This window comes from Sphingobacterium sp. LZ11T8 (genome assembly GCF_024261425.1).
GTDB lineage: Bacteria > Bacteroidota > Bacteroidia > Sphingobacteriales > Sphingobacteriaceae > Sphingobacterium.
The window spans coordinates 1-13,683 of record NZ_JANBZY010000002.1 but is presented as its reverse complement, the minus strand read 5'-3'; the positions used below and the strand labels follow the sequence as shown (position 1 = coordinate 13,683).

Here is a 13,683-nt window from a genome sequence, read left to right as displayed (position 1 = left end):
ATGAAGAAATTTAAAATTTATATACTATCAGCAGCATTATTGGCAGGTACTGCGTCCTGTTCCAAGTTTTTGGACAGAGAGTCTGAATCCATCCTAACTGATCAACAGGTCTATTCAGACGAAAAAATGGTTGCTTCCGTATTGGCCAATTATTACGGAAGAGTGAGTTGGGGGCAACATATTGCAAATACCGGCAGTATGGCAATGCTCGATGAAGCTGCATTTTCTTCTGGAGGCCCCAACAATATGCAAGATTATGGTGATGCGCTTTGGCGAGTGTATGACTATACCCTACTCAGAGACCTCAACTTATTTATCAATGGTGTAAGGAACTCATCTTTCAGTGAAACCACACAGGATAATTTTGAAGGTGAAGCTCGCTTCCTGAGGGCATGGACTTACTTCAACATGGCACGAGGCCTCGGTGGTGTACCGATCATCAATGATGAGGTATTTGATTACCAGGCTGGAATCGATATCACGACCCTGCAATATCCACGCTCTACCGAAAAAGAGATCTATGATTACATCATAAAAGAATGTACTGAAATCAGCAGCTTACTGTCCGATGCCAAGAATACCAATTCTGCTAGAGCCAATAAATGGGCTGCACTGTCCTTAAAAGCTAGGGCCGCCTTATATGCAGGATCTATTGCAAAATACAATTACAAGACCCCAGAGGTAAAGACTAGCGGTGGTGAAGTAGGTATCCCAGTTGCAGAAGCACCAAAATATTACACGCTCGCTTATGAAACTGCAAAGGATATCTTACAAAACAGTCCATATGAACTGTACAATAAAAACGCTGACAAAGGAAGAAATTTCTACGAGGCTGTAAGCAGTAAAGGCAGTACGGAGGTTATCTGGGCTAGAGATTATAAATATCCTGGACAAACCCACCAGTACACCAACAATATCATCGCCTCTTCAGTACGCGGAGATATTGATGCCAACATCATTACACCAGTCTTGAACTTAGTAGAGGATTTTGAATACATAGATGACCGTAATGGTGCCTTAAAATTGACCAACGGTGCCGGTGATTTCATCTATTACAATAATCCATCAGATGTCTTTGCCAAAAAGGATCCAAGGTTATATGGAACCATCATTTATTCTGGTGCTGATTTCTTAGGTTCTACCATTACTTATCAAGCCGGCGTAAGGTATTTGGAAGGTGGTACATGGAAGATAAAAACTGCTGAACCTGGAAAATCAGAAGCTCCCTACGGTTTGATTACCAGTATGGACGGACCTACCACTTCCAATGATCAATTTGTCAATAAATCTGGATTCAATATCCGTAAATTTTTGGAAGAAAACAGGGATGCTTCAACCCGTGGTCGTGGTAGCGATATGTGGTTCGTGCGCTTTAGATTGGGAGAGATCATTTTGATCGCTGCCGAGTCCGCTCTGGAACTAAACAAACCTCAGACCGAAGTTGCTGGATTTATTAACCAATTGAGAGACCGTGCAGGAATCCAAAAATTAACGACGGTAACCTTTAATGACATTGTTCAGGAAAGAAGGGTTGAGTTAGCATTCGAGGATCACCGCTATTGGGATCTGAAAAGATGGAGATTGGCACATACCGTTTGGAACGGCCAGCAGGACAACCCTAAGGCTACCATGTATGTACTTTTTCCCTACAAAGTGTATGCCCCTGGAACTGCAAATCATGGTAAATGGGTTTTTGAAAAGCGTAAATCTAGTCACGTTATGTACCCTCGATACTTTAGGTTCCAAAATTATTACAACTTCATCGACCAAGGTTGGATCGATAGAAATCCAAAATTAGTCCGTAACCCTTATCAATAAGACAATGAAAAGAATAAACATATTAGCCATCGGATTATTCCTAAGCCTTGCCCTACTCTTTTCCTGCGGAAAGGATAATTACGACGCCCCAAATGCAAACTTGACAGGGAAAGTGACCTATAAGGGTGCAGCAGTTGGTGTGAGAGGTTCCAATAATTCCGTTCGCCTACAGTTATGGCAAGATGGATACGCTCTTAAAAACCCAATTGATGTTTTTGTCACCCAAGATGGTTCCTTCTCAGCAGCGCTTTTCAACGGGACCTATAAATTGATTACGGTTCCTGGAAATGGCCCTTGGAAATCCAAGACAGATACCATGACCGTACAGTTAAATGGTAACACGAATATTGACTTCCCTGTAGAGCTCTATTATGACCTCAGGGATATCAAATATCAATTGAACGGCAACAACCTAACAGCAACCTTCAATGTAGAGAAACTTGATCCTAGCAAAACCTTGGATGATATCAACCTTTTGGTTGGTAAGACCAAGTTTGTCGACTTAGGTCATTTTCTGAAAAGAGCGAATAAATCGGGGGATTCGAACGGAAATGTGACCTTGACCGTGGATATCGGTCCGGAATTGCAATCGAATCCAATCCTATTTGCAAGGGTTGCCGCTAAAATCAATGGTATCACTGAAGCTATTTACGACGCAAACATACATCAGGTTAAATAATTGGAAATGCAGATTTTAAGCCGTATTACCCTCATTGTCCTTACCATAATAAGCTTTTGCCAAGCGCAAGAAAAGCCTTATAATGTATTGATGATCTTAGTGGATGATCTACGTCCAACATTGGGAGTATACGGCGATAAAGCTGCAATCAGTCCAAATATTGACCAATGGGCCAAGAATGCCATGGTCTTTGAAAGAGCCTACAGCAATCAGGCTGTATGCGTAGCATCAAGATATAACCTACTCTTAGGTTCAAGATCTACATCTACCGGATTATATGATTTTGGGAGGGCATTTCGGGAGTTTTATCCCGATGCTACGACCCTCCCAGAATTGTATAAGAACAATGGTTATTATACAGCGGCTATTGGGAAGGTATTCCATGTTGGCCATAATACGTACAACGACGAGCAATCTTGGTCGGTGAACCATTGGCATGACAAGGTGATCGAATATGCAGCCAAAGACCATGATAAGGAAACCAGGGAAGAAGCATTATTCGCCAATAAAAGTTGGGAATATGCCAATCAACTGGAAAAAGGTTCTGCTTGGGAAAAACTGGATGTAACAGATGATGCCTACGCCGATGGCCGGGTTGCGAATGAAGCTATAGCACGATTGGACGACCTAAAAGCCAACAACCAATCTTTTTTCTTAGCCGTTGGTTTTGCAAGGCCGCACCTACCCTTTACGGTCCCGAAGAAATACTGGGACTTATATGACCAGGATGAACTACCGTTTCCAAACATACAGGGCAATCCAAAGAACGCACCTTCTTGGGCGGTAAAAAGAGATGGTGAAATATCCCAATATGGCCAGGTGCCTTCGGCAAAAGACAGCGATCCCTTTCCACCAGAATTAACCAAGACCTTAATCCATGGTTATTATGCAGGGGTCGGTTATGTGGATGCTCAAATTGGGAAAGTATTAAAACATTTACAAAGGACGGGCTTGGACAAGAACACAATTGTCGTAATTTGGGGAGACCACGGTTACCTATTAGGTGAAATGGGCATGTGGACGAAACATGTAAACTATGAATTAGCCAATCGCATTCCCTTGCTGATCAAACATCCTGCTATGCAAAAAACAGGACTCAGCAAGGAATTGATTGAAACAGTTGACATCTATCCTACGTTGGCAGCGATGAGCGGCCTGGACCTAAAAGAAGCGAAACAACCTTTGGACGGGATAAGCTATGCAAATATGCTGCTTTCTGGAGATGGAAGCTTAAGGGAAACCGTGTACCATTGTTTTCCGAGAGATGGAAAACTTGGAAGGGCCATTCGGGACAAAGACTATCGACTGATTTCTTGGCAGGATTTTCAAGGAACTGAGGATCCACAATACGAACTCTACCACTATAAAAATGGACTGGTAGAAACTGAAAATATTTGGAGAGAAGATCATCCAGCATTTATTAAACTTAAGGAAGTCTTATCGGCACAACCAAAACCTTTGCCAATGAGACCTGCATCTAAACCACGAAAACATTAACAAACAAGAATATGATGAAGAAAACAATTGCAATTGCATGCTTAATTGCCGCTTCTATCACGGAGGGAAATGCTCAGAACTGGGCGCCGGTCCGCGATAAAATCCTTACTCCATGGGCGGAACATGTAACCCCTCAAAATGCGCACAGAGAGTATCCAAGGCCACAACTCGAACGAAAGAACAATTGGCAGAACCTGAATGGTTTATGGAAATATAAAATTACCAATAAAGACCAAAAAGATATCCCTAGCTCTTGGGATGGTGATATCTTGGTTCCTTTCGCTGTAGAATCAGCCCTTTCGGGTGTTGCTAAGCCAGTAACGAAAGATGATGCCCTTTGGTACAACAATAAGATCAGCATCGACAAAAAACTGAACAAAGGTCAGATCCTGTTGCATTTTGGTGCTGTTGATTGGGAATGCGATATCTATGTAAATGGACAGCATGTAGGAAATCATCAAGGTGGTTTTGATCCTTTCAGTATTGATATTACAAAAGCAATCAAAAAAGGAAAGACCCAAGATATTGCTATCCGCGTATGGGATCCTACCTCGGATGGTCCGCAACCTAGGGGTAAACAGATCAACAATCCACATGGGATTTGGTATACGCCAGTTTCCGGAATTTGGCAAACCGTATGGTTGGAATCTGTACCTGAAACGCATATCGTAAGTACTAAGCAGACTCCAGATGTAGACAATTCAGTTTTGAAATTCTCCGCTGAACTATCTTCAGCAAAAGCTGGTGACGAGATCTTGGTAGAAGCTTTTGATAACAATAACAAGGTTGCAGAAGCAAAAGCAAATGCTGGAGAGGAAACCCAATTAAAAATCAATAACCCACAATTATGGTCACCTGACTCACCAAAACTATATGACCTAAAGGTTAAGGTATTAAGAAAAGGAAAAGTTGTGGATGAAGCCAGCTCTTACTTTGCCATGCGTAAGATCAGCGTGAAGAAAGATGCCAATGGCATCCAAAGAATGTACCTGAACGATAAGTTTGTCTTCCATTATGGTCCTTTAGACCAAGGTTGGTGGCCTGATGGTCTACACACCGCTCCTTCGGATGAGGCTTTACGCTTTGATGTAGAGAAAACCAAGGAAATGGGTTTCAACATGATCAGAAAACATATCAAGGTAGAACCTGCTAGATGGTACAGACACTGCGATAGCATCGGCGTTTTGGTATGGCAAGATATGCCAAGTGGTGACCTAGGAGGCAACATCTGGGATATGAACCCTGGAAAGATCAGGATCGGAAAACATGATAAAGACCGTACACCAGAATCAGAAGCCATCTATAAAAAAGAATGGAAAGCTATCATGTCCCATCTGCATAACTTCCCTTCCATCGTGGTATGGGTGCCTTTCAATGAGGCATGGGGACAATTTAAATCCAAAGAAATTGTGGACTGGACGATCCAAAACGATCCTTCCAGATTAGTGAACGGAGCATCAGGTGGTAATTTCGATGCACCTGGACATATCTTTGACATCCACAACTATCCAGATGCTGCAATGCCAAGAGCTGAACTGTTTGGTGACAAATATGTATTGGTACTGGGCGAATATGGTGGTTTAGGTTTACCGGTAGAAGGCCATACCTGGCAACAAAAGGATAATTGGGGTTACCAGTCTTTCAAAAATGCGGATGAGTTGAAGAAAAGATATCAAGAGGTGGTTTCTGACCTAAGCAAATTAATCCCTAAAGGATTATCTGCTGGAGTATACACACAGACCACGGATGTGGAAGTAGAAACCAACGGATTGATGACATATGACCGAAAAGTTATGAAGATCCCTGCGAATGAATTGAAAGAAATCCATAGCAAACTTTACCAAAGTGATCTGGTTAAATAAACGATTATACCCAATAATAGAATATAGCAAAGCTGGTCGAGAGCAATTTCGACCAGCTTCTTTTTTGAGTTTAATTAACCTAAACCTTCTTTCATTCGACCTTTAATTTGACCTTATTCGAGACACATTCGGAATTTTCGCAATATGGCCCGAACATGCCTCGAATATGGCTCGAAACTTATTCTCCATTTTTGATTGAAAAATTCCGGATATCACAGCTATTATTATTGGAAATTCCTTAATAAAGAAAAGGCTGACTAAACAAATAGACAGCCTAAGATAATATTATATTAGAGCACTAATAACGTACTTTAAGCACAATCTGACCCAAATCGTTCAGTTCTTCTTGACCCGTAAAATAAGCTTTCCCACCTTTTGAAAGTACATTCCAAGCGATATTGGAGACAATATCATCGACAACACCAGCTTCTTTTGAATCATCAACCAAATCAAAAGTACGGTCTGATGTCATCTTAACGGGCTGCTCATAATCTTGCTGTACCATAAGTAACTCTCCTCTGCCGTCAATGGCTGCTTGATAGATATCCTGAAGGTCTGTCAATACCTGACCGGAGGATACGGCTTGCTTCAAGTCGCCAATAGCATTGGAACGCTCTTCTTTTTGCAGGTCCTTTATGCTTTCAAAGGCCTGCTTTGCCATTTTATCAGGTTCTGAGGCATCATAGTTCATATTATCATGGGCTATGTACATCTTAGGAATATCGGCGACCTCCATGAGCATCGCATAATTGGGCTCCGTGGAGATAACCACAACATCCAGATCATTTGCATTATGGACCTCAACAACTGCCTTATCGATTTGATTGAAATATTCTTTCAAACGGTTTTCAACTTTATTATTGTCGGAACCCGTCACTTCCAATGGATTGGCATCAAACGGGAAATCATCATTTACGATTTCTTTCTCAACTCCATCGTTTAATGCTTCAAACAGATGGGCACCACCTTGGGCTATGGACAAAATCATATATTCTTTGGTTCTATTCAATGCCTTTATCAAAGGTTTAACAGCAAAAGAATCATCAATAAAGACGGCCTCATTATCCACCGGCCATGGTGAAACGACCATTTCATCAACCTCCTTGGAAATAAATACATGCAAGCTGTCCATTAATTTTTGGGAAGTTACCTTTTCTGGCAATGCTTCCAGTTTTTCTAGGATCTCTGGAATATCTCTTTTTCCATACTCTTCAAGTAATCTGCTTTCCGCTTCCTTGATCAGATTTTTGAGAATGATTGGATTTTTCTCGCTATCAGGAAAGGTTCTATAGGTATTAAATGAAAGTGTTATACTTGGAGATTCATTTTTTTCTGTCAACGACTGAATTATATCTTTTAATGCCATAGGTTTTATTAATTAAAATTGTGAAATATTGCTTATTATCTATATATACAACAGGTTGGAGGGCTTATGGTTTTAGATAATCTGGATAAGGTCCAGCAAGTTGAGGGATTAAATGCAGAATATTACAAAAGATGGATTAGGATAGCTAAATTTGCCTTTTAGAAACGATTTATGAAGAACAAGCAGAAAAATTTCTTTCAAAGGCATTTGGATGAGATCAAGGATACTATCTTTCCCTATGATCCAGAGGACAGTCCTGGACAGAGGCGAAGAAAAAAATTAGGTTGGCTTATGTTTTTAATTTTGATGACATGTGGACTGTTATCCATGCTAATAGCCGTATCCTTTGCTCACTAAGGATATTTTTACTAAACCCCTATTTTGTAGGTTATTGTCTTGCTTGGCTCTTCGTGAGGTACAGCAGGTTGTCAGGGCATCCTATACCCTATATCAATAATTGGCTTACAGATTTTGTCTTTGTTCCCTTGATCGCCCATTTTGCCTTTTGTGCAGGTATATTCATACTAGATCTAAAAAAAGGCTTTTCATTTCCCTTATGGCAGCTACTGGCATTGGCTTTCATGACATCCATTTTTTTTGAATACCTAAGTCCAAGAATCACAGATTACAATACCGCTGATATAGTTGATGTGGTCTGTTATTTTTCAGGTGCTCTTTTCTATTATTTCATCCATCAACCGTTTAATAATAAAAAATTAGCTCATGAGGAGCGCAGGCTACCAGCGTCCGCCAGCTCCACCTCCTCCTGAAGAACCACCACCAAAGGAACCACCACCACCAGAGGATCCGCCTCCGCCTCCAGCAGATGAACCACTGCCCCCTGAACTTCTTTCTAATTTTGGAATGATATAGGTGCCCAATACGATCATGTAATCACAGTTTTCGCATTTGTCGATCTTTTCACCTTCACCAGAACTCGTATAGGTTGCTTTCTTGATAACTTTTTCTTTATCCTTCTCCAAGGTAAAAAAATGACAGTCCGGACATTCATAAAGCCGCTTGTTGACATCCCATGGAATTAACTTGATCTCTTGGGATATATTGTTTTTCCAGATCTCATATCGCCGTGACCCAATCTTTTCTTCTTTTATTTGCCCTTTGTTCAGATACTGGCTAGTTTCAGCCTTTTTGGAGGTTCTTACAATTCTTTCCCAATCCCCAGAGTTATCGGGTGGATCATAACGATGTTTATATTTATTCAGACGGAACAGGATACCGCCCATATTGAATAGCGCTAATGGCGCTAAGATGGAAGGAATTAAAGTCAAGCCTGCAAATTTTTTCAGCGCTATTCCTTTTTCTTTCTCATCCACATAGCTCTTTTTGATAGCTTCTTGGGTATCATGGATTTTCATCCACAGGACCAAACCCCAAAAAACAAACAAGAAATATGGTGTATTCTTTGCCTGATAGACTTGTTCGAAGTTTTTAAATATAAATGCGAAAATGAAAATAGAAACAAACATTAAGAATCCCATACAGCCTAATCCGTAGAAAAACGGAGCTATGGGCTTTAGTTTTTGTTTGTCAGTTTTTAACCGTTTACCTATTAAATGTATGTAGATATAGAGGAGCAAAAAAAAACCTATCACTAAAAGACTATTTTTGAAATACGGATTTTGAAAGCTAAAAAATGGAATAGCTTCGGGCATCATGGATTTTAATTCTTCCAGCGAGTTAGGTGATTTTAGGATTTTGGAAATAAATTCACTTGCCTGTAGTAATCCGATTTCATAATTTCCCTCTTTAAAATTGGGTACCAGATATTTTTCACCTACCTGTTTAAGATAGATATCAGGAAAGATCCTTTCCATTCCGTAGCCAGAAATAAAACGGTATTGACGTTTTTCTTTAGCAATGAACAGCAAAAGGCCATTATTGGCCTGTTTGTTTCCTATCCCCCATTTATTGAACAAATCAAAGGCAAATTGAAAATCATCATCCGATAGATAATCATTGACAAGCACTATGCTATATTCTGCTCCTGTCTGTTTTTCGATATCTAAGGATATACTATCCAGTAAACTGACTGTATAGCTACCCAATATCCCATCTGGGTCACTGACGTAGTAATCTTGACCTTTAGATTTAGGATTAGGCACCTGATCTATGCTATAGATTGTTTGGGCAGTAAGACCAGATGAAAAAAGCAATCCACTTAGGATTAAACCAATCCATAATAAATTTGTAAATTTTAGTGCTAAATGATGTTGGATAACGCTCTTCATCGATTCAAAAATTGGGTTACATAAAAATAATAAAATCTAAGCTGTCATGCTAAATCCGTTTAATAGATATATATAAAATCGACAAACATTATGTCATGTTTTGGGTAATTAGATTAGGGAATTGTAATTAAATGGTTACTAATCAAGTCATAATGATAGCATTACAGTTTCTTGACATTAATTTTGTAGAATGGTCTATATTTTGAGAACAGCAGGTTATGACAAAGATATTGAAAGTATTAATCGTTCTAGGATTGATCATTGGAATCACTTGGTTTGTATGGGAAAGGATAAAACCAGCTCCCACAAAAGAGACCAATCACCAGATACTAGTGGAGAAAATCGAGTCAATGGGTAAACTAGAACTTGTAAAATATCGCTTGAGCGATGTCGTGGAGCATAAGAATATGACAGCATATCTTCCCGATGCCAGTGTTTTGTTGATCATCAAAGCGGATGCGGTTGGTTGTATTGACTTGGGAAAACTGAAAGCAGAAGATGTAAAGGTCATCGATGATTCAGTTACCATTAGTTTACCGAAACCAGAAATCTGCTATGTAAAAATAGACCACAAAGCTTCAAAGGTGTATGATACTAAAATGGCATTTTTTAGGGAGGCGACCTTGGTAGATGAAGCTTTTAAGGCGGCTGAGCAAGAAATCACCAATCAGGTTAAGAAGTCTGATATTTTGGAACAGACCAAAAACAACGCTACGCATGTATTGCGTCCTTTATTAGAAGGATTAGGCTATACAAAAATCAATTTAACTTTTTATTAGCACAAGGATGTCGAATAAAGAGCGGAAAGATGTATTTAAGGTATATGATATCATTGGGGAAAGCTTCTATGAAAATAGAAGCCAGAACCTGATGGAAGAAAAGTATCTAGAATCGATCTGCTCGTTGATTCCAAAAGCAGTAAAAATATTGGATCTGGGTTGTGGCTCCGGGAAACCGATCTTCGAATATTTCAAAAAAAGGGGACATAAACTGCTTGGCGTAGATGCCAGTGAAAAAATGCTGGCTATCGCCAGAAAAAACTTTCCTGAAGATGATTTCCTATTGATGGATATGCGCCAATTGAACCTAGATCAAAAGTTTCATGCCATCATTGCTTGGCACAGTTTCTTTCATCTGGAGGCAAAGGACCAAGAAAATATGTTCACCATATTCCAAGAACTTTTGGAGCCTAATGGAATATTGATGTTTACCACTGGCAATGAGCATGCGGAAGTTTGGAGTGAAAATTATGGGCAGAATTTATATCATGCTTCCTTATCTCCTGAAAAGTACCAAGAGCTATTGTCGGTACATCAATTTAAACTTATCCAGCATAGCGTTGAAGATCCCGAATGTGGCGGTGCTACAGTTTGGATCGCTCAGTTAATCCAATGATTCCTTAAACTTCACTTTTTTCATATTAGGAAGGAAATATGCCGTGATGCCAATTAAAGGCAGATACGCACATACCATATAGATATTTTCCAGTGAGGTATGATCCGCCCAATAACCTAGGATTGCTGCTCCTATCCCTCCCATTCCGAATGCAAATCCATAAAAAAGTCCGGAAACCATCCCTAACTTTCTCGGTAAGAGTTCCTGTGCATAGACTAAGATAGATGGAAAGGCAGAAGCCATGATCAGCCCTATGATAAATACCAATATGCCGGACCAAAAAAGGCTAGCGAAAGGCAACAACAGACTGAATGGCGCACAGCCAAGAACGGAAAACCAAATGATATACTTCCTGCCCAAATAATCTCCTAAAAAGCCTCCAAACAGGGTTCCCAAAGCAATAGCTATCAAGAAATAAAATAGATATACCTGTGACTGTACATCGCTGATGGCAAATTTTTCCATCAGGTAAAATTGCAGGTAACTGGTAATGCTGGCAATATAGACGTATTTAGAAAATATCAACAGCAAAAGGATAAAGATGGAAAAGTTGATCGTAGCATTCGATAGGTCAGGCAATTTGACCATTTTTTTGGCCTGTCCCTTTACGGCAGTCAGGACCTGCTTGTACCAAACCGCAATGTAGGAAAGGACGATCTGCGCAAACACACCTACCAATAGGAACCATAAAATATAACGTTGACCATGCGGAACGACAAACAAGGCCAGTAATAAGGGTGCCAGTGCAGAGCCTGTATTTCCTCCGATCTGAAAAATGGACTGTGCCAAGCTCCTTTTCCCACCAGAGGATAAAAAAGCCACCCGAGAAGATTCAGGATGGAAAATGGAAGATCCAATACCAACCATAGTTACCGAAAACAATACCGAATAATAATTATTGGAATAGGCTAATGCAATAACCCCAATAATACTGAACATCATGCCGATCAGTTGGGAATATGGTTTGGGATGCTTATCAGTATAAGCGCCCACAACTGGCTGCAATAAAGAGGAAGACAGTTGGAAACAGAATGTAATCACGCCAATCTGCGCAAAGCTCAGATGAAAGTTTTCTTTCAATAGTGGATATGAAGCGGGAATAATCGCTTGGATCATATCATTGGAAAGATGGGCAAGGGCGATAGCAAGGAGGATTGGGTAAGAAGTTTTCGATTGATCGTATGAGAATGATTGTTTTGGCATAAACTGACAAATAAATTAAATTGCTGTAAGCAAATCATTAAAAATCAAAGCGTATATCCAGACAATAAAATCTTATTGGGAGGGTAAACTGCACAAATGTAAGGCATTAATAATTGGAATTCCAAAGAATCCGGTATAAATCTCCTTAAATGAATGCGAGGTTTTAAGAATTTACTTTATCTCAATAAAAAAAGCGCGAAAATCGCGCTTCTTCTCTCATTATTAGTCTATAAAAGCCAATAAAAATGAATAATTGACCGTAAAAAATCTACTCATTTATTCTTAGGGCAGGCTTGATATCTTCATAAATAGCCATGTATTCCATTCCTGCCTGTCCAGCATTGATCACTTCACCTTGTACCATGACCTGCACATTTCCGCCTTGCTGTGGAACCTCCAATACTTTTGAAATCTTGACATGTCCACCTACTGGAATTTCAGATTTCAGTTCTGCATTCGGCATACTGTTCTCTGCTGAAAGAAAATATCCAGATTTTCCACCATCCGAATGCGTGTAATGATAGTAATAAAGGGGTTCTTTGGTAATGAAAATATTGTTTGCGATATCCGCGTATTTAGGATCTTTGGTCACATCTCCCTTTTGACCTGTACAGGCAGAAAAAATCAAAACCGATAATACAATGGCTATCCAACTTAAATGCTTCTTCATCATGTGCTATTTTTATAAGTTTAAAAATTAATTTGTTTCTATTTTCTATTGATGGGATAAAGGTCAGGATAAAGCCCTAAAAGCAAGAAAATATAGAATGACAAAGCGTATACAAGGCATTTTTGGCTTATATACAATTTATATACAGGAAAATTAAGCGTACAGAATCTCCCTCAAAGTAAAGGAGTTAGGGATGAATAGATTGGAGATATGAGACCTGTGCAAGGACACTTTGGCTTTTTTGGACTTATTCCATCGAGGGCAATATGTCAAAAATAATCTTCGGAAAAAAATTGTGGGTCTGGATAGCCAGAGATATCCAACATTAATTTCTTTGGTACGAAGGATAGATTTCAGAATAACGCATACATCATTGATTTTGTTGAGGATTGCATTTCGCGTACAGTTCCTGGACCTTCGGTCCAGGATTGCATGACCCATTGAGGCATGAACCGTAAAGATTCTTCACTATTCGTTCAGAATCAAAATGCGATAAAGAGGGATTCAGAGTGAAACGAAGAATCTACTTTTCGGAGTTTTTTAGGATCGTTGTCATCACGAAATCGTAAGATGATGGAACTATTTCAAATGTAGTATGGATAGTTCCGAGACCCTTCGGGGTGCCCTCAGGGTGACACAGAAAGGGTATAGAAAAATATTTCATCCACGCTGTGGGTTGGTCATATCAAATATCCAGATTCTACAAAGATTCCACCCCCACTGGGGATTTATTATCTGTCCTAAAAGGAAAAAGGAGTTAATCACCCTAATGAGTGATATTGATGTTAGGATTGCAGCAGACGGGCTTATGCAATAAGCCCCTTCTATGTTGTATTCCAAATTTTTTCTTGATTATTTGCCTCTATGGTTGTTTTTCCTTTCCCTTTCCCTTGCTTTGGGCCAAAGGTTGCCCAGCTGATGGTTTTTCCAACAGCTGCGATATG

Annotated in this window: 10 protein-coding genes; 6 read left to right on the top strand and 4 right to left on the bottom strand. The window is 39.8% G+C overall.

Features of this window, described 5'->3' with window-relative positions; translation table 11 throughout:
* Genes NLF99_RS04800 through NLF99_RS04785 form a run of 4 tightly spaced genes read left to right on the top strand, consistent with a single transcriptional unit; the run spans nucleotide 1 to nucleotide 5,856 of the window.
* Complete coding sequence (locus tag NLF99_RS04800) at nucleotides 1–1,818, top strand: RagB/SusD family nutrient uptake outer membrane protein (protein WP_254526944.1); 1,818 nt, start codon at nucleotides 1–3, stop codon at nucleotides 1,816–1,818.
* 4 nt (nucleotides 1,819–1,822) lie between these two features.
* Complete coding sequence (locus NLF99_RS04795; protein WP_254526943.1) at nucleotides 1,823–2,497, top strand: DUF3823 domain-containing protein; 675 nt, start codon at nucleotides 1,823–1,825, stop codon at nucleotides 2,495–2,497.
* 6 nt (nucleotides 2,498–2,503) lie between these two features.
* The gene (locus NLF99_RS04790; RefSeq protein ID WP_254526942.1) at nucleotides 2,504–3,994 is read left to right on the top strand and encodes a sulfatase; all 1,491 of its coding nucleotides are present in this window, start codon (nucleotides 2,504–2,506) and stop codon (nucleotides 3,992–3,994) included.
* 11 nt (nucleotides 3,995–4,005) lie between these two features.
* The gene (locus tag NLF99_RS04785; protein ID WP_254526941.1) at nucleotides 4,006–5,856 is read left to right on the top strand and encodes a glycoside hydrolase family 2 protein; all 1,851 of its coding nucleotides are present in this window, start codon (nucleotides 4,006–4,008) and stop codon (nucleotides 5,854–5,856) included.
* A 298-nt stretch (nucleotides 5,857–6,154) separates the two neighbouring features.
* Here the strand turns inward: NLF99_RS04785 and NLF99_RS04780 are convergent, their stop codons facing one another.
* Both NLF99_RS04780 and NLF99_RS04775 read right to left on the bottom strand, forming a co-directional pair.
* Nucleotides 6,155–7,222 (bottom strand): hypothetical protein, encoded by a 1,068-nt coding sequence (locus NLF99_RS04780; RefSeq protein WP_185217938.1) that lies wholly within the window; start codon nucleotides 7,220–7,222, stop codon nucleotides 6,155–6,157.
* A 737-nt stretch (nucleotides 7,223–7,959) separates the two neighbouring features.
* Complete coding sequence (locus NLF99_RS04775) at nucleotides 7,960–9,471, bottom strand: YgcG family protein (protein WP_254526940.1); 1,512 nt, start codon at nucleotides 9,469–9,471, stop codon at nucleotides 7,960–7,962.
* A gap of 218 nt (nucleotides 9,472–9,689) precedes the next feature.
* On the opposite strand from NLF99_RS04775, the gene NLF99_RS04770 reads away from it, so the two are divergent.
* Nucleotides 9,690–10,250, top strand: a complete 561-nt coding sequence (locus NLF99_RS04770; RefSeq protein WP_185211998.1) for a DUF4230 domain-containing protein — start codon at nucleotides 9,690–9,692, stop codon at nucleotides 10,248–10,250.
* A gap of 7 nt (nucleotides 10,251–10,257) precedes the next feature.
* Entirely contained in the window at nucleotides 10,258–10,866 is a 609-nt protein-coding gene (locus tag NLF99_RS04765) for a class I SAM-dependent methyltransferase (protein WP_254526939.1), read from the top strand.
* Here NLF99_RS04765 and NLF99_RS04760 read toward each other — a convergent pair.
* Together NLF99_RS04760 and NLF99_RS04755 are read right to left on the bottom strand one after the other, a co-directional pair.
* Nucleotides 10,855–12,069, bottom strand: coding sequence for an MFS transporter (locus tag NLF99_RS04760; RefSeq protein ID WP_185211996.1), 1,215 nt, complete (start codon nucleotides 12,067–12,069; stop codon nucleotides 10,855–10,857). The two genes, NLF99_RS04765 and NLF99_RS04760, sit on opposite strands and share 12 nt — an antisense overlap.
* Nucleotides 12,070–12,337: 268 nt before the next feature.
* A complete protein-coding gene (locus NLF99_RS04755; RefSeq protein WP_254526938.1) occupies nucleotides 12,338–12,742 on the bottom strand; it encodes a hypothetical protein in 405 nt (134 codons plus the stop codon).
* Nucleotides 12,743–13,683 lie beyond the last annotated feature (941 nt).